At 70.2% G+C, this 19,454-nt stretch carries 22 protein-coding genes and 1 tRNA gene; 6 read left to right on the forward strand and 17 right to left on the reverse strand.

All coding sequences use genetic code 11. The features are described 5' to 3' along the window. The 5 genes from AC30N0_RS09110 to AC30N0_RS09130 all read left to right on the forward strand — a co-directional run. Window positions 1-537: ABC transporter ATP-binding protein (locus AC30N0_RS09110; RefSeq protein ID WP_489517606.1), on the forward strand; the 537-nt coding region annotated here is incomplete at its 5' end. A gap of 5 nt (window positions 538-542) precedes the next feature. Next, window positions 543-776, forward strand: a complete 234-nt coding sequence (locus AC30N0_RS09115; protein ID WP_489517607.1) for an AtzG-like protein — start codon at window positions 543-545, stop codon at window positions 774-776. Beyond that, window positions 773-2,197 (forward strand): AtzE family amidohydrolase, encoded by a 1,425-nt coding sequence (locus tag AC30N0_RS09120; protein ID WP_489517608.1) that lies wholly within the window; start codon window positions 773-775, stop codon window positions 2,195-2,197. Before AC30N0_RS09115 ends, AC30N0_RS09120 begins: the two co-directional genes overlap by 4 nt. Further along, window positions 2,194-2,577 (forward strand): oxalurate catabolism protein HpxZ, encoded by a 384-nt coding sequence (gene hpxZ / locus AC30N0_RS09125; protein WP_489517609.1) that lies wholly within the window; start codon window positions 2,194-2,196, stop codon window positions 2,575-2,577. The genes AC30N0_RS09120 and hpxZ overlap by 4 nt, the downstream gene beginning before the upstream one ends. Further along, window positions 2,574-3,296, forward strand: a complete 723-nt coding sequence (locus AC30N0_RS09130; RefSeq protein ID WP_489517610.1) for a GntR family transcriptional regulator — start codon at window positions 2,574-2,576, stop codon at window positions 3,294-3,296. The genes hpxZ and AC30N0_RS09130 overlap by 4 nt, the downstream gene beginning before the upstream one ends. A gap of 85 nt (window positions 3,297-3,381) precedes the next feature. On the opposite strand, the gene AC30N0_RS09135 is transcribed toward AC30N0_RS09130, so the two are convergent. The 14 genes from AC30N0_RS09135 to AC30N0_RS09200 all read right to left on the reverse strand — a co-directional run bounded on the left by AC30N0_RS09135 (window position 3,382) and on the right by AC30N0_RS09200 (window position 16,275). Next, on the reverse strand, window positions 3,382-3,903 hold the full coding sequence (locus AC30N0_RS09135) for a PDC sensor domain-containing protein (RefSeq protein ID WP_489517611.1): 522 nt from the start codon (window positions 3,901-3,903) through the stop codon (window positions 3,382-3,384). Further along, window positions 3,904-3,980: transfer RNA gene (locus AC30N0_RS09140), tRNA-Pro, on the reverse strand. Between the two features lie 31 nt (window positions 3,981-4,011). Beyond that, a complete protein-coding gene (locus AC30N0_RS09145; RefSeq protein WP_489517612.1) occupies window positions 4,012-4,500 on the reverse strand; it encodes a MerR family transcriptional regulator in 489 nt (162 codons plus the stop codon). Between the two features lie 34 nt (window positions 4,501-4,534). Then, the gene (locus tag AC30N0_RS09150; RefSeq protein ID WP_489517613.1) at window positions 4,535-4,894 is read right to left on the reverse strand and encodes an integration host factor subunit alpha; all 360 of its coding nucleotides are present in this window, start codon (window positions 4,892-4,894) and stop codon (window positions 4,535-4,537) included. Window positions 4,895-4,906: 12 nt separating this feature from the next. Further along, complete coding sequence (gene pheT / locus AC30N0_RS09155) at window positions 4,907-7,330, reverse strand: phenylalanine--tRNA ligase subunit beta (protein WP_489517614.1); 2,424 nt, start codon at window positions 7,328-7,330, stop codon at window positions 4,907-4,909. 15 nt (window positions 7,331-7,345) lie between these two features. Beyond that, entirely contained in the window at window positions 7,346-8,389 is a 1,044-nt protein-coding gene (gene pheS / locus AC30N0_RS09160) for a phenylalanine--tRNA ligase subunit alpha (RefSeq protein ID WP_489517615.1), read from the reverse strand. 68 nt (window positions 8,390-8,457) lie between these two features. Then, window positions 8,458-8,814 (reverse strand): 50S ribosomal protein L20, encoded by a 357-nt coding sequence (rplT, locus tag AC30N0_RS09165; RefSeq protein WP_489517616.1) that lies wholly within the window; start codon window positions 8,812-8,814, stop codon window positions 8,458-8,460. A 40-nt stretch (window positions 8,815-8,854) separates the two neighbouring features. After that, a complete protein-coding gene (rpmI, locus tag AC30N0_RS09170; protein WP_489517617.1) occupies window positions 8,855-9,058 on the reverse strand; it encodes a 50S ribosomal protein L35 in 204 nt (67 codons plus the stop codon). Window positions 9,059-9,182: 124 nt separating this feature from the next. Further along, window positions 9,183-9,731, reverse strand: coding sequence for a translation initiation factor IF-3 (gene infC / locus AC30N0_RS09175; protein ID WP_489517627.1), 549 nt, complete (start codon window positions 9,729-9,731; stop codon window positions 9,183-9,185). 90 nt (window positions 9,732-9,821) lie between these two features. Further along, entirely contained in the window at window positions 9,822-11,741 is a 1,920-nt protein-coding gene (gene thrS, locus AC30N0_RS09180) for a threonine--tRNA ligase (RefSeq protein WP_489517618.1), read from the reverse strand. A gap of 177 nt (window positions 11,742-11,918) precedes the next feature. After that, on the reverse strand, window positions 11,919-13,034 hold the full coding sequence (locus AC30N0_RS09185; RefSeq protein WP_489517619.1) for a HupE/UreJ family protein: 1,116 nt from the start codon (window positions 13,032-13,034) through the stop codon (window positions 11,919-11,921). Between the two features lie 73 nt (window positions 13,035-13,107). After that, window positions 13,108-14,307 carry a hypothetical protein gene (locus AC30N0_RS09190; protein ID WP_489517620.1) on the reverse strand — a complete coding sequence of 400 codons (1,200 nt, stop codon included), beginning with the start codon at window positions 14,305-14,307 and terminating at the stop codon, window positions 13,108-13,110. A 49-nt stretch (window positions 14,308-14,356) separates the two neighbouring features. Further along, complete coding sequence (locus AC30N0_RS09195) at window positions 14,357-14,602, reverse strand: hypothetical protein (protein ID WP_489517621.1); 246 nt, start codon at window positions 14,600-14,602, stop codon at window positions 14,357-14,359. An 11-nt stretch (window positions 14,603-14,613) separates the two neighbouring features. Continuing rightward, window positions 14,614-16,275, reverse strand: coding sequence for a DUF4331 domain-containing protein (locus AC30N0_RS09200; RefSeq protein WP_489517622.1), 1,662 nt, complete (start codon window positions 16,273-16,275; stop codon window positions 14,614-14,616). 125 nt (window positions 16,276-16,400) lie between these two features. On the opposite strand from AC30N0_RS09200, the gene AC30N0_RS09205 reads away from it, so the two are divergent. After that, window positions 16,401-17,159, forward strand: a complete 759-nt coding sequence (locus AC30N0_RS09205; RefSeq protein ID WP_489517623.1) for a DUF1223 domain-containing protein — start codon at window positions 16,401-16,403, stop codon at window positions 17,157-17,159. A gap of 23 nt (window positions 17,160-17,182) precedes the next feature. On the opposite strand, the gene AC30N0_RS09210 is transcribed toward AC30N0_RS09205, so the two are convergent. The 3 genes from AC30N0_RS09210 to AC30N0_RS09220 all read right to left on the reverse strand — a co-directional run. After that, the gene (locus AC30N0_RS09210) at window positions 17,183-18,091 is read right to left on the reverse strand and encodes an SDR family oxidoreductase (protein ID WP_489517624.1); all 909 of its coding nucleotides are present in this window, start codon (window positions 18,089-18,091) and stop codon (window positions 17,183-17,185) included. Next, entirely contained in the window at window positions 18,088-19,026 is a 939-nt protein-coding gene (locus AC30N0_RS09215; protein WP_489517625.1) for a glutathione S-transferase family protein, read from the reverse strand. Before AC30N0_RS09215 ends, AC30N0_RS09210 begins: the two co-directional genes overlap by 4 nt. Further along, window positions 19,023-19,454 (reverse strand): fatty acid desaturase (locus AC30N0_RS09220; protein ID WP_489517626.1); only part of this gene is annotated, 432 nt, incomplete at its 5' end. The genes AC30N0_RS09215 and AC30N0_RS09220, both read right to left, overlap by 4 nt.

A 19,454-nucleotide genomic window follows, 5' to 3' on the forward strand; every position in this document is an offset into this window, starting at 1 on the left:
GGCTACGTGTTCCAGAACTACCGCGAGGCGATGTTCCCGTGGATGCGGACCATCGACAACATCGCCTACCCGCTCAAGCTCGAAGGCCGCTCGAAGGCGGAGGTGGACCGCCGCATGGCCGAGCTCGTCGCCTCCTTCGACGTCAAGTTCGACCTGCGCCGCTATCCCTACGAGCTCTCGGGCGGGCAGCAGCAGACGGCCTCGATCATACGGGCGCTGGCGCCTTCGCCCGAGGTGCTGTTCCTCGACGAGCCGTTTTCCGCCCTGGACTTCGAGATGACGCTCTTCATCCGCGAGAAGCTGCAGGAGGTCTTCATGCAGACCGGCACGACGATGCTGCTCGTCTCGCACGACCTGGAGGAAGCGGTCTACCTCGCCGACCAGGTGCTGCTGCTGACGAAGCGGCCGACGCGCATCGCCGAGATCCTGCCCTACGCCGACGCACGGCCGCGCACCGTTGCGACGCTGTCGGAGCCGAGCTTCGTCGCCGCCAAGAAGAAGAGCCTCGAGATCTTCCAGCGCGAAGTGCGGCGCTGAGCGCGATGGACGCGAACGACATCGAGGCCTGCGTCGATGCCGCCGCGGCGGCGCTAGCGCTGCCCCTGGATCCGGCGCATCGCCCCGGCGTGCTGCGCTACTTCGCGCTCGCCGCCGGCCTGGCCGAGCAGGTCATGGCCGTGCCGCTCGGCCGGCTCGACGAGCCCGCGTACGCCTTCACCGCCGTGGCGCCCGAGGACCTGCCGGACGCCGAGCCCGCGAGCGGCCTCGCCCCGTGAGCCCCGGCGACCTGTTTGCCGGCCCGGCCGCGGCGCTCACCGATGCCGTGCGCCAGCGCGGCGTCAGTGCCGCCGCGGTGCTCGAGGCGAGCCTGGCCCGCATCGAGTGCACCGACGGGGTCGTCAACGCCTTCACCGACCGGACCTTCGAGCGGGCGCGCCGCCGCGCCGCCCGCATCGATGCCCAACTGGCGGCGAACGATTCGGAGGCTGCCGCCCGGCCGCTGCTCGGCGTCCCCTTCGCGGTCAAGAACCTGTTCGACGTCGCCGGCCTCACCACGCGCGCCGGCTCGAGGATCGAGCGAGACAGGACGGTGGCGATGCACGATGCGCTCCTGCTGGCGCGCCTCGAGGCGGCCGGCGCGATCCTCGTCGGCGCGCTCAACATGGACGAGTACGCCTACGGCTTCACGACCGAGAACTCGCACGACGGCCCGACGCGCAACCCGCACGACCCCACCCGCGTGGCCGGCGGTTCGTCGGGCGGGTCGGCCGCGGCGGTGGCGGCCGGCCAGGTGCCGCTGACGCTCGGCTCCGACACCAACGGCTCGATCCGCGTCCCGGCATCGCTGTGCGGCGTCTTCGGCCTCAAGCCGACCTACGGCCGACTGCCGCGCCACGGCAGCTACCCGTTCGTGGCCAGCCTCGATCACCTCGGTCCCTTCGCGCGGACGGCGCGCGACCTGGCGATCGCCTACGACGCCATGCAGGGCCCCGACCGGCGCGACCCGGCCTGCGCGCCGCGTGCTGCCGAGCCCGTCGCGAGCCGGCTCGGGGAAGGCATCGGCAGCCTGCGCATCGCGGTGCTCGGGGGCCATTTCGAGGAGCACGCCGGGCCGGCGGCGCGCGCCGCGGTCGCCCGCGTGGCGGCCGCGCTCGACGCCCGCCGCACGGTGACCCTGGCGCGCGCCGGGAGCGCGCGCGCGGCCGCCTTTCTCATCACCCAGGCGGAGGGCTCGGCCCTCCACCTCGATGACCTGCGCACCCGCGCTGCCGATTTCGAGCCGCTGTCGCGCGACCGCTTCCTGGCCGGCGCGCTGCTGCCGGCCGTGTGGGTGCAGCAGGCGCAGCGAGTCCGGCGCGCCTTCGCGCTCGATGCGGCCCGGCTCTTTCGCGAGGTCGACGTCCTGCTCGCCGCGGCCACGCCCTGCGTCGCGCCGGCGATCGGCACCGAATGGCTGGAGATCAACGGCCTGCGCCTGCCGGCGCGCCCCAGCCTCGGCCTGCTCACGCAGCCGATCTCGTGCATCGGCCTGCCCGTCTGCGTCGTGCCGGTGTGGGGCTGCCATGAGACGATGCCGATCGGCGTGCAGGTCATCGCCGCGCCGTGGCGCGAGGACCTCGTCCTGCGCGTCGCCCACCATCTCCAGTCGGCCGGCGTCGCCATGGCGCCGGTCGCCGCCTTCGACCTGCCGCCATGAGCCAAGCGATCAACCTGCCCGACGTGCTTGACGAAGTGCGCGCCGTCTTCGCACGCTACGAGGACGCGCTCGTCCACAACCGGACCGACGTGCTCGACGAGCTGTTCTGGCACTCCGACGCGGTGGTGCGCTACGGCGCCGGCGAGAACCTGGTCGGCATCGACGCGATCCGCGCCTTTCGCAGCGCCCGCCCGTCGGCCGGCCTGGCGCGCGAGCTCGAACGGACGGTGATCACCAGCTACGGGCGCGACACCGCGACCGCGATGACCGAGTTCCGACGCGCCGGCGACCCGCGCCTCGGCCGGCAGAGCCAGACCTGGGTCCGCTTCGCCGACGGCTGGAAGGTCGTCGCCGCGCACGTCAGCCTGATCGCATCGTGAGGGCTGTCGGCGCGGCGGGCGAAGGCACCGGCGAGAGCGCGCGCAAGCTCGCCGACCAGGTCTACGACGCGATCAAGGCTGAGCTGCACGACTTCCAGCTGGTACCGGGTGACCGCTTCTCGGAGGCTGAGCTGGGGCAGCGCCTCGGCATGAGCCGGACGCCGGTGCGCGAGGCCCTGTTCCGGCTCCGCAACGAAGGCTTCCTCGGCGTCGAGCCCAAGCTCGGCTGGTTCGTGCTGCCGATCGACTTCGGTCGCCTCGAGCAGCTCTACGACCTGCGCGTCGTGCTCGAGCTGGCGAGCGTCGCGCGGCTGTGCATGAGCGTGGGTCCGGCCGCCGGGCTCGAGGCGCTCAAGGCCGTCTGGCTGGTGCCGCAGGCCGAGCGACTGTCGGACCCGCGCCTCGTCGGCGCCCACGACGAGCAGTTCCACGCCACGCTGGTGCGCGCCGCCGGCAACGCCGAGACGGCGCGGGTGCACTGGGACGTGACCGAGCGCATCCGCATCGTTCGCCGTCTCGACTTCACGCGCGGCGACCGCATCGAGGCGACCTACGCCGAGCACGGGAAGATCCTGCGCGCGGTGATGCAGAGGAAGGTCGACCAGGCGCAGCTGCTCCTGCGCACGCACATCGAGCAGAGCAAGGCGGAAGTGCGCAAGATCACCCTGCACACGTTGCAGGCGGCGCGGGATCGGGCGCGCCAGCGCGGCGCGGCCTGACCCCGACGCTCGGGAGGTCCGGGGAAGCCCTAGTCCGCCTTGCCGTCGGTTGCCTGCGGAATCCATCTGGCCAGCACGCTCTCAGTCAAGCCCGCGCTTTGACGAACGCGCCAGCGATCAAATGGACAGGATCGATGCGTTCGCCGGAGGAGTGCTTCGAGTCGACATGGCGTGATGGGTAGATTCCGTCCCTTCCGATGACGGCGATGACGGTGTCCGGACCGTAGTCATGCTGGAAGTCGCGAGTCAGCATGGCGGCTTCGACTCCGACGTAGACGACTCCGCCGAATTCACCGTCGGGCCCGTCGACCCTGACCGCCGTGGGTACGGTCCATCGTCTGGTGAGACGCCCCATGATGGGCGCCGAGGTCACCAGTCCCAGCTGCTCGCGAGCGGCCTTGAAGTAGTCGCGCCGCTGTAGTTGAAGCCCTCCGGCGGCCGGGTACTCACGACGATGTCGCCCTTCGCGTCGAGAAGCCCCGACGCGGTCGCTTCCGAGGGTATCAAGGGTTTCGATCCGACCGGCGACGGCGCGAGCGGCATGGCCGGCGTCGGAACGGCGGGGAAGGATGGGCGAGCTCCTCACGAAGCCAACCCCTTGGTTCATTGGTCGGGACGGCGGGATTCGAACTCGCGACCCCTTGCACCCCATGCAAGTGCGCTACCAGGCTGCGCTACGCCCCGAAGTCCCGGATTATAGGGACCGCCCCTTCGGCTAAGGGCCGAGCAGGCCACGAATCGAGATGAGCTCCTGGCGCACTTGCGCAGGCGACAGCGGGTAGGTGTCGCCGGCCGCGGCCGGCCCTTCGTGGGCCCCGGACACACGCTCGTCGTCGCCGTTCACCGCGCGATCTTGGCGATCGTCGCCCCGGGCAAGGGGCTGCGCGCTGCCGTTCGCCGGCTCGAGCAGGTCGGCCTGGCTGTCGTGCGCTGCGGCCTCGCGCCGCTGTGAGCTGTCGGTCAGGCGGTTGCGGGCGCCGCTGATCGTAAATCCCTGCTCGTAGAGAAGCTCGCGGATGCGGCGGATCAGGAGCACCTCGTGGTGCTGGTAGTAGCGCCGGTTGCCGCGCCGCTTCATCGGCTTCAGCTGCGTGAACTCCTGCTCCCAGTAGCGCAGCACGTACGGCTTCACGCCGCACAGGTCGCTGACCTCGCCGATCGTGAAGTACCGCTTGGCGGGAATCGGTGGGAGCGTTTTCTCCATCAAAATCAATAAGATCCGGAGATAAACCTCGACTTTACTCGAACTCTCCCGGAACCGGCGTGTCGCCCTGCACGACTCCCTTCAGTTTGTGGCTGGCGTGAAAAGTCACGACGTGCCGGGCCTTGATCGGGATCGCTTCGCCGGTGCGGGGGTTGCGACCGGGCCGCGGCGCCTTGCGCCGGATGTTGAAGTTCCCGAAGCCCGACATCTTGACGTCCTCCCCGGAAAGCAGGGTGGCGTGGATCAGCTCGAAGAAGGCCTCGACCATGTCCTTGGACTCGCGCTTGTTCAGCCCGAGGCGCTCGAACAGCAGTTCGGCCAGCTCGGCCTTCGTCAGCGTCGGCGTGACCAGCGTCGCCGACAGGCGTTCGGGCGGGGATTCCGGGCCGGCCATTCGATCCGGTCCTCAGGTGCGAAGGCGCACGCCGAGGCGCTGCGCCAGCGCCTGCAGCACGCCGGCGACGAGCGCCACGATGCGCTCGTCGGTGAGCGTCTGGACATCGTCGCGGAGCTCGAGGCGAACCGCCAGGCTGCGCTCGCCGTCGCCGATTCCTGCGCCGGCGCTCTTCGGCTCGTAGATGTCGAACAGCGTGGCGGAGCGGACGCCAGCCCCGCCCCCGGTCTCGATGACCTCCATCAGCGCCGCATGGGAAACATCGCGCCCGGCCACGACGGCGAGGTCGCGCCAGGCGGGCTGCTGCCTGGGCAGCGGGGCGAACACCGGCAGCGCGCGATCCAGAAGGGCATCGGCGTCGATCTCGAAGACGATGGGCGCGCCCGCCACGTCGTAGGCCTGGCGCCAGCGCGGGTGCAGCTCGCCGAACCAGCCGATGCGCACGCCGCCGAGCTCGAGGGCGGCGCTGCGCCCCGGGTGGAGCGCCGGGTGCGGCGCCGGGACGAACCGGGCCGCCGCCGGCAGGAACAGCGACTCGAGGTCGCCCTTGACGTCGAAGAAGTCGACGGCACGCTCGGCCACGCCCCACTGCACCGGATCGGCCGGCCCGAAGGCGAGGCCGGCGAGTCGCAAGGGCTGGCGGATGCCGTCGACGGCCAACTCGCCCTTGGCCGCGCCCGGGTCGCGCAGGTAGACCTTGCCGAGCTCGAACACGCGGACCCGGGTCGCCTTGCGCCCGACGTTCACGCGCAGCACCTCGACGAGGCTGCCGATGAGGCTGGAGCGCATCACGGAGTAATTCGCCACGATCGGGTTGACGACGCGCACCGGCGTCTCGTTGCCGGCGAAGTCGCGCTCCCAGCGCTCGTCGACGAAGCTGAAGCTGATCGTCTCCTGCCAGCCTCGGTCGGCGAGCGCATGGCGAAGCATCGCCGGCCGGCGCCTGGACTCGCTCTCGACGCGCGCCATGAGCGGGCCCGATGCGAGACGCCCCGGCAGGCTGTCGTAGCCGATGAGCCGGATCACTTCCTCGATCAGGTCTTCCTCGATGCGCAGATCGAAGCGCCAGCTGGGCGGGACGACCTCGATCGCGCCCGGCCGAGCGGTCCACGCGAAGCCGAGGCGCGACATCACGTCCTCGCACTGCGCCTGCGTCAGCGGCATGCCGATCACCCTCGCGGCTCGCTCGACGCGAAGGGTCACCGGCGCGGGCCGGGGCAAGGCGACGACCTGGTCGTCGATCGGGCCGCAACTCGTCTGGCTGCCGCCGCAGATCGAGACGATCAGCGCCGTGAGCCGCTCGATGTGCTCGACCGTCGTCGCCGGATCGACGCCGCGCTCGAAGCGGTGCCCCGCGTCGGTCGAGAAGTTGAAGCGGCGGGAGCGCCCGGCAATGGCCTCGGGCCACCAGAACGCAGCCTCGACGTAGACATTGCGGGTGGCGTCGGAGACCGCCGTCGCCGCACCGCCCATGATGCCGGCGAGCGACTCGACCTGCGCCTCGTCGGCGATGACGCCGACGGTGCCATCGACCTCGACCGTGCTGCCGTTCAGGAGCTCGATCGACTCGCCGGCCCGGCCCCAGCGCACGTCCAGCCCGCCCACGATCCTGTCGAGGTCGAAGATGTGCGACGGGCGGCCGAGCTCGAACATCACGTAGTTCGAGATGTCGACCAGTGGCGCGACCGTGCGCTGGCCGCAGCGGGCCAGGCGCTCGGCCATCCAGGCCGGAGTCGTCGCGCGCGTGTCGACCTCGCGGATGACGCGGCCTGAAAAGCGGCCGCAGAGATCCGGCGCCTCGATGCGGACGGGTAGCTTGGTCGGTGTGCCCACCTCGGCCGCCCGGATCGGCGGCGACTTCAGCGGCGCTCCGGTCAGCGCCGCCACTTCGCGCGCAATGCCGAACACGCTCAGGGCATGGCCGAGGTTGGGGGTCAGCTTCAGCGTGAAGATCGTGTCGTCGAGGGACAGGTGATCGCGGATGTCGGCCCCGACGGGCGCCGCCTCGTCGAGGACGAGCAGGCCCTCGTGGTCTTCCGAAAGCCTGAGCTCGCGGGCCGAGCAAAGCATGCCGCGGCTCTCGACGCCGCGGATCTGGCCGAGCTGGATGCGAAAAGGCTCACCGCCCTCGGCCGCCGGCAGCTCGGCACCGACCAGCGCGCACGGTGCCTTCATCCCGGCGCGCACGTTCGGCGCGCCGCAGACGATCTCGAGCGTATCGCCGGTGCCGGCGTCGACGCGGCACACGCGCAGCCGGTCCGCGTTCGGATGCTTGTCGACCGACAGCACCTTGCCCACGACGACGCCATGGAACGGGGGCGCGACCGGCCGCAGCGCCTCGACCTCGAGGCCGGCCATCGTCAGCCGCTCGGCGAGCGCCGCGGTGCCGATCGGCGGATCGCAGAACTCGCGCAGCCAGGATTCTGGAAATTGCATGCGGCGGCCCGGCGATCAGGCGAACTGGCGCAGGAAGCGCAGGTCGCCGTCGAAGAAGAGGCGCAGGTCGTCGATGCCGTAGCGCAGCATCGCGAGGCGGTCGATCCCCGATCCGAACGCGAAGCCGATGACGCGCTCCGGATCGAAGCCCATGTTGCGCACCACCTGCGGATGGACCTGGCCCGAGCCGGAGATCTCGAGCCAGCGGCCGGCGAGCGTGCCGGTCTCGAACATCAGGTCGATCTCGGCGCTCGGCTCGGTGAAGGGAAAGTAGCTCGGCCGGAAGCGCAGCTTCAGCTCGCTGGTCTCGAAAAATGCCTGCACGAAGTCGAGGTACACCGCCTTGAGGTCGCGAAAGCTCACGTTCTCGCCGAGCCACAGGCCTTCGACCTGGTGGAACATCGGCGAGTGCGTGGCGTCGCTGTCGACGCGGTAGGTGCGGCCCGGTGCGATGACGCGGACGTCCGGCATCGTCGCCGCGCCGGCATGTCGGCGCGCATGCGCCTGCGCGTAGCGGATCTGCATCGGGGACGTGTGCGGGCGCAGGTTGAGCAGGCGGCCCTCGTCGTCCTTGACGTCGACGTAGAAAGTGTCCTGCATCGACCGTGCGGGATGGTTCTCCGGGTTGTTCAGCGCCGTGAAGCTGTACCAGTCGGTCTCGATTTCCGGGCCGTCGGCGATGTCGAAGCCCATCGAGGTGAAGATCGCCTCGATCCGCTCGAGAGCCCGGCTGATCGGGTGGATGCCGCCCTGCCCTCTCGACCGTCCGGGCAGCGTCACGTCGAGCGACTGCGCCGCGAGCTGCGCCTCGAGCTGCGCCTGGGCCAGCGCCTCGCGGCGCGCCGTCAGGGCAGCCTCGATGGCCTGCTTGGCGACGTTGATGGCCGCCCCGCGCGCCTTCTTCTCCTCCGGCGGCAGGGCTGCGAGCGCCTTCAGCTGCTCGGTGATCCGCCCCTGCCTGCCAAGGAAGCGCGCCTTCGCGTCTTCCAGCTCCGCCGGCGCCATGGCCCGAGCGAACTCGGCCAGAGCGTGGTCCACCACCGGTTGGAGATCGTTCATCGTGAGGTCGGCCTCCGCGGGGCGAAGGACAGGATCGCGGCGGCGCCCTCGACGGCGCCGCCGACAGGTCAGGACAGGTGCGGGCGCACCTTCTCGACGATCGTGCCGAACGCGGCAGGATCGTTGACGGCCATGTCGGCCAGGACCTTGCGATCGATGTCGACCTGCGCCTTCTTCAGGCCGGCCATGAACTTGCTGTAGGTGACGCCGAGGCTGCGGGTCGCGGCGTTGATGCGGGCGATCCAGAGCTGGCGGAAGACGCGCTTCTTGTTGCGGCGGTCGCGATAGGCGTACTGCCCGGCGCGCATGACCGCTTCCTTGGCGATGCGAAAGACGTTCTTGCGACGGCCGCGGAAGCCCTTGGCGAGGGCGAGGACCTTCTTGTGGCGGGCGCGTGCGGTGACGCCGCGTTTGACGCGAGGCATGGATGGATCTCCTTCGGAAGTGGTGAGGGTGCGCCGGCGATCAGAGGCCGGCGAACGGCAGCATTTGCGCCATGTGGCCCATGTTCGTGTCGTGCACCGTGCTCGTGCCGCGCAGGTGGCGCTTCGTCTTGGTCGACTTCTTCGTCAGGATGTGGCGCTTGAACGCCTGGCCGCGCTTGACGGTACCGCCCGGGCGAACCCGGAACCGCTTGGCGGCGCTCTTCTTGGTCTTCATCTTCGGCATGACTGCTCTCTCTTCGTGTGCACCTGCAGGCGCCGGCAAGGTCTTGCCGTCTTGTCAGCCTGCAGAGGCTTCGGCTCGGCACGTCGGGCTTGCCGCCCGTGCCGGAGTCCGTGTACTTCGCTTCCTACGTCCGCTTCGGCGCCAGGACCATGATCATCTGCCGGCCTTCGAGCTTGGGCATGTGCTCGACCACCGAGACGTCGGCCAGCTCGTCGCGGATCCGCTCCAGCAGGCGCATGCCGATGTCCTGGTGCGTGATCTCGCGGCCGCGGTAGCGCAAGGTCACCTTGCCCTTGTCGCCGTCTTCCTCGATGAAGCGGCGCAGGTTCCTCATCTTGATCGCGTAATCGCCTTCGTCGGTCCCGGGCCGGAACTTCACTTCCTTGACCTCGATGACCTTCTGCTTGGCCTTCGCTTCCGCCGCCCGCTTCTGCTCCTGGTACTTGAACTTGCCGTAGTCCATCAGCCGGCACACCGGCGGATCGGCCTGGGCCACGATCTCGACGAGATCGACGTCCTGCTCGCCGGCCAGCCGGAGGGCCTCGGCGATGGGGACGATTCCCAGCGGTTCGTTTTCGGGTCCGTTCAGCCGGACCTCGGGAGCCATGATCTCCCGGTTGAGCCGGTGCTTGCGCTCGGCATTGGGTTGACGACGGTCAGCAAAAGTAGCGATGTCAAAGGCCTTTCAAAGGGCCCCAAGGCACAGGGACCCACAACGACAGAGTCGCGCCCGCCACCTGACGACGTCGTCAGGCCTCGGCTCTCACACTTTCTGGGCGATGTCGGCGGCGAGCTTCGCGGAGAAGTCGCCGAGTGACATCGCACCGAGGTCGTGGTTTCCTCGGGCGCGCACGGAAACGGCCCCGTTTGCCTTTTCCTTGTCGCCGACGACGAGGATGTACGGAACCTTCTGCATTGAATGCTCGCGAATTTTATAGTTTATTTTCTCGTTCCGCAAATCAGGGCTGACTCTAACTCCTTGATTTTGCAGAGTTTTGGCCACCTCACGGGCATAGTCGGCCTGGCTTTCGGTGATCGTGAGGACGCTCACCTGCACCGGCGCCAGCCAGGTGGGCAAGGCGCCTGCCCAATGCTCGAGCAGCAGGCCGATGAACCGCTCGAAGCTGCCGACGATGGCCCGGTGCAGCATGACGGGGAAGGCGCGGCCGCTCGTCTCGGTCACGTAATCCCCGCCGAGCCGCTCGGCGGTGTTGAAGTCGACCTGCATCGTGCCCAGCTGCCACTGCCGGCCGAGCGCGTCCTTCAGCGTGTATTCGATCTTCGGGCCGTAGAAGGCGCCGTCGCCGGGCGCGACCACGAAGTCGCAGTTCGAGCGGCGCAGCGCCTCCATCAGCGCCTGTTCCGACTTGTCCCAGAACTCGTCGGAGCCGACCCGGCTGGCCGGCCGCGTCGCCACCTTGTAGATCACGTCGGTGAAGCCGAAGTCCCGGTAGACCTTCTGCAGCTGCGCCGTGTAGGCGACGCATTCCTCGAGGATCTGGTCCTCGGTGCAGAAGACGTGACCGTCGTCCTGCGTGAAGGCGCGCACGCGCATGATCCCGTGCAGCGCGCCGCTCGGCTCGTTGCGGTGGCACTGGCCGAACTCGCCGTAGCGGATCGGCAGCTCGCGGTAGCTGCGCAGGCTCGACTTGAAGATGAGCACGTGGCCGGGGCAGTTCATCGGCTTCAGCGCGTACTCGCGCTTCTCCGATTCCGTCGTGAACATGTTGTCGCGGTAGTTCTGCCAGTGGCCGGTCTTCTCCCACAGGCTCTTGTCGAGGATCTGCGGGCCCTTCACCTCCTGGTAGCCGGTCGCGCGGTAGACCTCGCGCATGTACTGCTCGACGACCTGCCAGATGGCCCAGCCCTTGGGATGCCAGAAGACGACCCCGGGCGCGACCTCGTCGACATGGAACAGGTCGAGCTCGCGGCCGAGCTTCCTGTGGTCGCGCTTCTCGGCCTCCTCGAGCATGTGCAGGTACTGCTGGAGCTCCTCCTTGGTCGCCCAGGCGGTGCCGTAGATGCGCTGCAGCATCTCGTTGCGGTGATCGCCGCGCCAGTAGGCGCCGGCCACCTTCATCAGCTTGAAGTGGCGCAGCTTGCCTGTGCTCGGCACGTGCGGCCCGCGGCAGAGGTCCTCGAAGCTGCCCTGCCGGTAGAGTGAGACGTCTTCGCCCGCCGGGATGCTCGCGATGATCTCGGCCTTGTAGGCCTCGCCCATGGCGCGGAAGTGGGCCACCGCCTCGTCGCGCGGCAGGACCCGCCGCGTCACCGGCTCGTTCTTCTGCGCCAGCTCGGCCATCTTCGCCTCCATCGCGACCAGGTCCTCGGGCGTGAACGGCCGCTTGTAGGCGAAGTCGTAGTAGAAGCCGTTCTCGATGACCGGGCCGATCGTCACCTGCGCGTCGGGGTAGAGCTCCTTCACCGCATGGGCGAGCAGGTGCGCGGTCGAGTGGCGGATGAGGTCGAGTCCCTTCGGGTCCTTTTCGGTGACGATGGCGAGCCGGGTGTCGCGGTCGATCGTGAACCGGGTGTCGACAATGCGACCGTCGGCGCCGTCGCCGATCCGGCCAGCGAGTGCTGCCTTGGCCAGACCCGGGCCGATGGAGGCGGCGACGTCGCCGACCGTCACCGGGCCGGGGTAGTCGCGACGCGAGCCGTCGGGCAGCTGGATGGAAATCATCGGTCACTCCGGAAAGGCAAAAGCGCGGACGAGCCGCGCTTTGGACGAGAGGAAGAAGACAGGTGCAAAGACGCGCGGCGACCTACACCCTCGGCACGGAGGTCGTGGTAGTTCGCGATGTCATGACCGTCATGCCTTTCCTGGGTCGGGGGAGACGCGCATTGTAGGCGACGCTCCTCAGAAAGGCAGGACGGAGACCCCGGCCGTCCTCTCGACCAGCCAGGCCAGACCGATGGCGATCGCCAGCGCCGAGCCGACGCCGATCACCAGCCTCGGGTACTGCGGCCGCCGGCGCAGCGCGAACAGCGCCGCAGTGACCACCGCGACGATGAGCAGCTGGCCGGCTTCCAGGCCCAGATTGAACTGAAGCAGGGCCCAGGCGAAGGCGCCGCCCGGGAGGTCGAGCTCGCCCAGCACGCCGGCGAAGCCGAAGCCGTGGATCAGGCCGAAGAAGAAGGCGACGACGAAGCGCCGCACCGGGAAGATGGGGCGAAGGTTGTCGAGCGCGGCCAGGACGATGGTCACGGCGATCGCCGGCTCGATGAACGCGGACGAGAGCGAGACGATCTTCAGCGCCGCCAGCCCGAGCGTGATCGAGTGCGCCACGGTGAATGCCGTGACGATGCCGGCCACCGGCCAGATCGCCTGCGCCAGCCGCTCGACCGGTTGCCAGCCGGTCGCGGTGCGGCGCATCACCGCGGGCAGGAGCAGGCAGAGAAGGAAGAGGACGTGGTCGTACCCCGTCAGGATGTGGTGCACGCCTTCGCTGAGGAACTGCCAGGGCGAAGCGGTCCGTGCCTCCGGCCCCGCCGTGGCCGCGCCGGCACGGTTGCCATCGGCGGCACCCGACGCGACCACGTTCGGCGCCGGCTCGAGCACCATCAGCTCGGGCTCCTGCCCTGGGCGCTGGATCCGGGCGATGCCGCGGTGCGTCGGGTCGATGTCGGCGAACAGGCCGTAGCCGATGCGCGGCCGCTCGGGCAGGGTGCAGCTCGAGGCCAGCGACAGCACGGCGTAGGCGCCGTCGCTGCGCCGTTCGAGCGAGCGCCCCTGCGGGGCGAGCGGGCAGCCGGCGACGCGCAGCTGCGGCAGTGCATACGACTCGATGCGCGGCCAGGCGGCGCGAATCTCGCCCCACGTCAGCTTGCCGTCGGCGTCGGCGTCCAGGTCGAGGGCGACGTCGAGGTCGCGCAGGGCGATGTCCCAGCGAAGCTCGAGCTGGCCAGGGGCAGCGGAGAGCTGCAGGTAGGCGTCGCTCGATTTGTGCGCGAAGGCCGTGCCCGCCGTGGCCACCAGCGCAGCCCCGATCGCCGCGAATGCCGCGCGCGGCCGCCGTTCGCGCCGGAACGGGCCGGCCGGCGCACCCTCAGAGCAACGCATCGATGCGCCGATCATGCAGGCCGACGGCTGCCTTCAGGCGGCGCGCCTCCTCGATCGCCTCGGCCCGGCCGGTGGCGCGCGCCGCCTGCGCCAGGACGAGGAGGTCGAGCGGCTCGCGCTGCCGCGACACGTTGCCCCGTGCGAGCTCTAGCGCCAGTGCCGGCGCGCGCTCGACGACGAGCGCGAACATCGCCTGCTCTCGCCCGTGGAAGACGCGCGCCCCCGGCCGCTCGTTGGCGAGGGCGATGCGCTCGCGCATCTCGGCGGCGTTGCGCCCCGCCGCGGCGCCGGTGCCGGTGCCGGCGCCGGCCGACAGGGCATCGGCCATCGCTAGGCGGAGGACGACGGCGTCGCTCCGCGTCTGCCCTGCCAGGACGCGGACGGCCTCGGCGGGGCGCCGCTGCTCGAGCAGGAAGTCGGCGTAGGCGATGCTCGCGTAGCTGTCGGCGCCGAGCTTCAGGACGGCTCGAAAGGCCGCGTCGGCGGCGTCGACGCGGCCATCGCGCTGCTCGAGCTCGGCGAGCGAGGTCGTGAGCCATGCGCGCGTCGGGGCGGCCAGCGCCGCGTCGGCCAGCAAGGCAGCGAACGCGCGCCGCGCCGACGCGACCTCGCCGCGCAGGGCGGCGTTCTCGGCCCGGCAGCCGCGCGCATACACCGCCGCGCCCTTGCGCTCGAGCTCGCCGCAGGCCGCGTCCGACTCGCCGTATCGACCCTGCACGCGCAGCACGGTGGCAAGAGTGAGCCATGCCTGCGACTGGCTGTCGCCATCCGGGCGCGCGAGCAACAGGCGCAGGCTCGCGACGGAGGCATCGAACTCGTGCAGGTATTGCTGCAGCGTCGCCTTCATCAGCAGCAGGTCCGAAGGCATCGCCTGCGGATCGGGCCAGGCGCGCAGCGCCGCCATCGCCAGGCCGGCGAAGCGCGGGTCGCCGAGCTCCTGGGCCTGGCCCAGGTAGCGCGTCGCCAGGGCGAGGGCCAGCTTGGCATCGTCAGGCCGCGCCGCCTGCTGCCTGCGCAGCCGCTGCGTCTCGGTGCGGCCGCCCGACGTCAAGGGCAGGACCTCGATTACCTCGTCGTCGCTCGTCGGCACGATCGGTCCGGCCGCGGCCGACCCGGCCGCCAGGCCGAGCACGAGAAAAAGGCCGGCCGCCATCACGGCGCCGGCCAGGGGTTGCGAGCTTCGCATCGTCGCGATGGTAGCGACCGGTCCTCGCGAGGCGACCGGCTGACCCGCTTCAGTCGACCTGCTGCGGCTCGCTCGTCTCGTCGGTCGGGCCGACGACGGTGCTGGTGTCGACCGGCTCGAGCATGTCGGCGGCCGACGCGACCAACAGCTTGAGATAGCCGATGAAGCCGTCGACCGACTGGCTCGCGCTTGCCGGCACTTCCGACGTCGGCGCCGGGTCGTTGCGGAAGTCGTCGCCGCCGCAGGCCGCGAGGCCGACGGCTGCGACGAAGGCGGCGATGCATGTCCTGTTCATTCGCCTTCTCCTCAACGTGCACCCGGCAGCGGCGTGCCGAGGTAGGGGAACGCCGGCAGCAGCGGGCCGGCCGCCTTCACCTTCGCGCCGGCCTGGTCGACGCCGTCGTGAAGGTTGAACACGGCGTTGCCGAGCGGGACGTTCGACGGGTTGCAGGCCGTGCCGAACTTATAGGTGTCGGCTGCGCCGTTGGCCTGGCACAGGCCGCCCATGGCCGCGACGAGCGAGATGTCGACCACGTCGTCGGTCGGACGGCGCCCGTTCGGGTAGCCGGCCAGGTCCCCGCCCGGTCCGGCGAGGAGGCCGCCGAGCAGGCCGAGGCGGTTCTGCGACGCCTCCGGAACGGCCGGGATCGCCGTGTTCAGGCGCAGGATCTCGGCCGCGACGCCGGTCGCCGGCGAGGCGCTAAAGGCCTTCGGCTGGGTCACGCCGGCGATACCGGTGAGGAAGGTCGTCACCAGGTCGTTGCGCGGGAAGTTCTTCGGTGCGATGTTCGGCGTGGCGAGCGCGATCTCGATCAGCGCCGGCAGGGTCGGGTTCGTCACGTACTTGCCGAAGCCGGTGGGCAGGCCGTCCTGGAACGGCTTCGAGTTGTTGAACCGGTCCTTGTCGGGCAGGCCGATGATCACCTCGTTGATGAGCGGGTGGCCGAGGCGTGAGACCTGGGTCCAGGCGCCGCCGGCGATGCGGGCGGTGTCGTGGCCGCTCTTCGGCGAGTTGCTGAGGAGCGTGCCCTGGCGCAGGCTGGCGGTGGTCCAGCCGCCGATGACCGGGTCGTTCGCACCGGCGGCGACGAGGCACGAGGTCGGCACCTCGACGGCCAGGGCGGTCACGTTCTTGTCGGCCAGGTCGTCGGCACCGGCGTCGCGCTTCGTGTTGTCGAGAACGAAGGCGGCTTCGGCGGGCGTGAAGTCGTTGTTGACGCCAGGGAGGCTGGGGATGTTGATCAGGTCGAAGATGACGCCGAGGTTGACCGCGAACGGGTCCTTGCGCTGGCCGACGAAGACCTTGCCCGGCGTCGAGCAGCCCGGGATGTTGACGGAATAGATGTGCTGCGCCGCGTAGCCGGCGTAGTCCGGGATCGTCTTCATGCCGATGTTGTCGGCCGGCTTGGCGAAGGTGGCGCTGCCGCCGCTGGCGTTCGTCACCGAGCCGCGCGTGCCGGTGCGCCGGTCGCCGCGGACGACATCGACGGTAAAGGTTTCGTTGACGTTCAGGTTCGCCGCGTTGGGCGCGCTCACCTGTCCGGCCTGGGTCAGCGGGATGGCGATGTTCTGGCCGCTGATCGGCAGCGTGATGCCCTTGAGCGTGTTGTTGAACCGGAACTGGAAGGTAAGGTCTTCCTTGCCGTCGCCGTTGTTGTCGACGTGGATCTCGTACAGGGCGTTGGAATCGAGCTTGAAGTAGTTCGGGCCGCCGTAGGCATCCTGCAGCGGCAGGTAGTTGGCGACGAGGGTGACGAAGCCGGTGCGTCCCGCCTCGTAGCTGTTGAACATGTAGAAGTCGGTTCCGTCGACCTTCGGCGTGCCCGTGATGGCAGGCGCCTCGCGGTGGCTGGAGGCATGGGCGGCGCCGGCGCTCAAGGCTCCGGCGGCAGCGATCGCGGCGAGCGCGGTGATGGCAGCGACGGCCGAGGCCGTCTTGCGCGGGTGGGGAAGAACTGCTTTTCTCATATCGAGGCTCCTCGGTGGTGACAACGGATAGGCCGGTTACGCAGGCAGGGTGAAAGCGGATGCACCATCACGGCAGAATTTCTCGAAGTTCCGTAAGTCCGCCGCCGCGGCCTCGACTGACCGCCATGAACCACCCTCGCATCCCCTTCCGGTACGTGTCGGTCGGCATTTTGGGTGCCTGCCTCGGCGGCGCCGGCCATGCCTCCGCCAGCGGAGCCTGCGTCGCCTCCAGTACGCAGACCGTCGTGCCGGTCGTCGAGCTGTACACGTCGGAAGGCTGCAACTCCTGCCCGCCGGCCGATCGCTGGCTGTCGGCGCTGAGGACCGCGCCGGAGGTGGTCGCCCTCGCCTTCCACGTCGACTACTGGGATCGCCTCGGCTGGAAAGACCGCTTCGCCAGCGCGGCCTTCAGCGAGCGGCAGGCGCGACAGCAGGCCAGCACCGGGGCCCGCTTCAGCTACACGCCGCAGGTGGTCGTCGACGGGAAGGACCGCAAGGACTGGCCGTCCCTACGGCTGCCGACGGCGTCACCCCAGACGGCGACGGTTCGGGTGACGCTCGCCCGCGAGGGCGAGCGGTTTGTCGCCAACGTGGTACCGGACGCGGGCGCGCCCAAGCGCCTGGGAGCGTATTGGGCCGTGACGGAGGACGGCCACGTCACGGCCGTGAAGGCGGGCGAGAACGACGGCGCGACGCTGCGCCACGACTACGTGGTGCGCGATCACGAGACGGTGCCGGCGTGGGCCGCGCGGACGGGAGCGGCGGAAACCTTGCGTTTCGCGCCCACGAGCCGTGCCGACCCGGGCCACCCGCGCAGCGTCAACCTGGTCATCGTCGACGCGGCCACCGGGCGACCGGTGCAGGCGCTGAAGCTCGCCTGCTGAAGCGCCGCGCGACCTCCGTCGCGCTAGTCGACGGCGCGCAACGCCTTGCGCAACTCGACGCCGATCTCCGGCCGGGCCGCGAACGGGTCGGTCGGGTTGCGGCTCTGCAGGATGTCCTCGAGCCGCGTCTGCACGCTCGACAGGGCATGAGGATGGCTGTAGATGTAGAAGCGGTCCGCGTCGACGGCCTCGAACACGAAGCGGGCGATGTCGGCGGCGGTGAGCTTGCCGCGGCCGACGGCGCGCTCGTTCATCGCCTTGCCGATCAGCTGGCTCCGGGTCGGCTTCTCGGGCGCCTTCAGCTCGTCGGGCCGGTTGCGCTCGCTGGCGGTGATGCCAGTGGGCACGAAGAACGGGCACAGGACGGAGGCGCCGATCTGGTCGGTGACGAGGCGCAGGTCCTGGTAGAGCGTCTCGCTCAGGGCGACCACGGCGTGCTTGCTGACGTTGTAGATGCCCATGTTCGGCGCATTGATGAGCCCCGCCATGGATGCAGTGTTGACGATGTGGCCTTCGTAGCCGGGGTCTTTCGCCGCGGCCTCGAGCATCATCGGCGTGAACACGCGGATGCCGTGCACCACGCCCATCAGGTTGACGCCGAGCACCCAGTCCCAGTCGGCGAGCGTGTTTTCCCAGATCAGGCCACCCGCGCCGACGCCGGCGTTGTTGAAGACGACGTGCGGCGCCCCGAAGCGCGCGGCGACGGCCCGCCCCAGCGTCTCGACCTCGTCGGCGCTGGCGACGTCGAGACGGAACGGCAGCACGGCGGCGCCGAGCGCGGAGATCTCGGCGGTGGCCCGGTCGAGCGCGTCCTGTTGCACGTCGGCGAGGACGACGTTCATACGCCGCGCGGCGGCGATGCGCGCTGCTTCCAGGCCGAAGCCGGAACCCGCGCCGGTGATGACCGCGGTGCGGCCGTCGAAGCTTTTCATGCGCCTTCCTTCCTGATCGCCTTGACGTGGAACCCGATCCGCGGGAAGTGGACGTGGACGAAACCGGCCCGCGGATCGCGCCGTTCGATGACCGATTCTTCCGCGTCGAGGCCGACCAGGGTTCCCGCGACCTCGTCGTGGGCGTAGTCCGCCGGCACGACGGTGACTTCCTCGCCGGCGGCCAGGCCCTCGCCGGCCGCGACCGCAGCCGGTGCGTGGCGGCGCGCCGCGGCGGCGACGGCGATGGCCGCCTCGGCGGGCATCGTTTCAGGCTCGCCGTGGCCGAACGCGGCAACGCGCTCGAACCAGGCACGTACGCGCGGGTACGGGTCGAGGCGGGCGGCGATCGGCGGCGCGAGGCGCATGAACCAGATCGACTGCGCTGCCGCCACATCGGCGATGCAGGCGGCGGCGCCGAGCAGGAAGCGCCGCTCGTCGCCGAGCATCGCCTCCAGGCGCGCCAGGTAGTCCGCGAGCGCCGCTTGGGCATCGGCGACGGGCGCGCGTCGCTGCGACGGGTTCATGGCGGCGCGGTCGGCGGCGAATGCCTTCAGGGTGTCCCGGCTCGCGCCGGCGAACACGTGCGCGACGCCGGCCGGCTGCAGGGTGAACGGCACCGCGGTCCAGAACAGCGCCGTGTCCGCCCATTGCGCGACCACCTGGTCGAGACCGCGCGTCGCCGCCGGGTACAGCGGCGGCTCCGGCGCCCGCCGGTCGATGACCTTGCACATCAGCGCGGAATCGCAGTAGATGTCGGCATCGATCTGCATGAACGGCGTCCGCCGGTAGCCGCCGGTGAGCGCGACCACGTCGGGCTTGGGCAGGATCGCCGGCACTGTTACCGAGCGCCAGCGCATCTTTTTCATGCCGAGCACGAGCCGCACCTTTTCCGAGAACGGCGAGCCGGCGTAGTGGTGCAGGATCAGGTCGCTCATGCGGCAAGGGCTCGCGGGACGCGCGGCGCGAAGACGATGCGGAGCGTGTCGCCGGCGTCGCGGACCTCGGCGCCGTCGAGCGCACCCTTGCCGGCGAGCAGGCGATGCAGGCGCGGCAGGTGGTAATGCGGCACCGCCGGGTAAAGGTGGTGCTCGAGGTGGTAGTTGACGTGGTGCGGGAACAGGAGGGCGCGGGCCAGCACGTTGCCGAGGCTGCCGCGGGTCCGGTTCGTCCGCGCCGCCGTCAGCGGCGACGACAGGTCGACCACGGCGCCGTGTTCGAAGATGGCGCGCAGGCGCAGGATCGGCTGCAGCACCGTCAGCATGGGCAGCAGCCAGAGCACGGCGTACTGCGCCAGCGCGGTCGTGCCGCCCAGCAGCAGGCACCCGACCGGCAGCGCGAGCTGGAAGACGACGACGAGCCAGCG

The organism is Rhizobacter sp. (genome assembly GCF_031412495.1).
Lineage (GTDB): Bacteria > Pseudomonadota > Gammaproteobacteria > Burkholderiales > Burkholderiaceae_C > Schlegelella_A.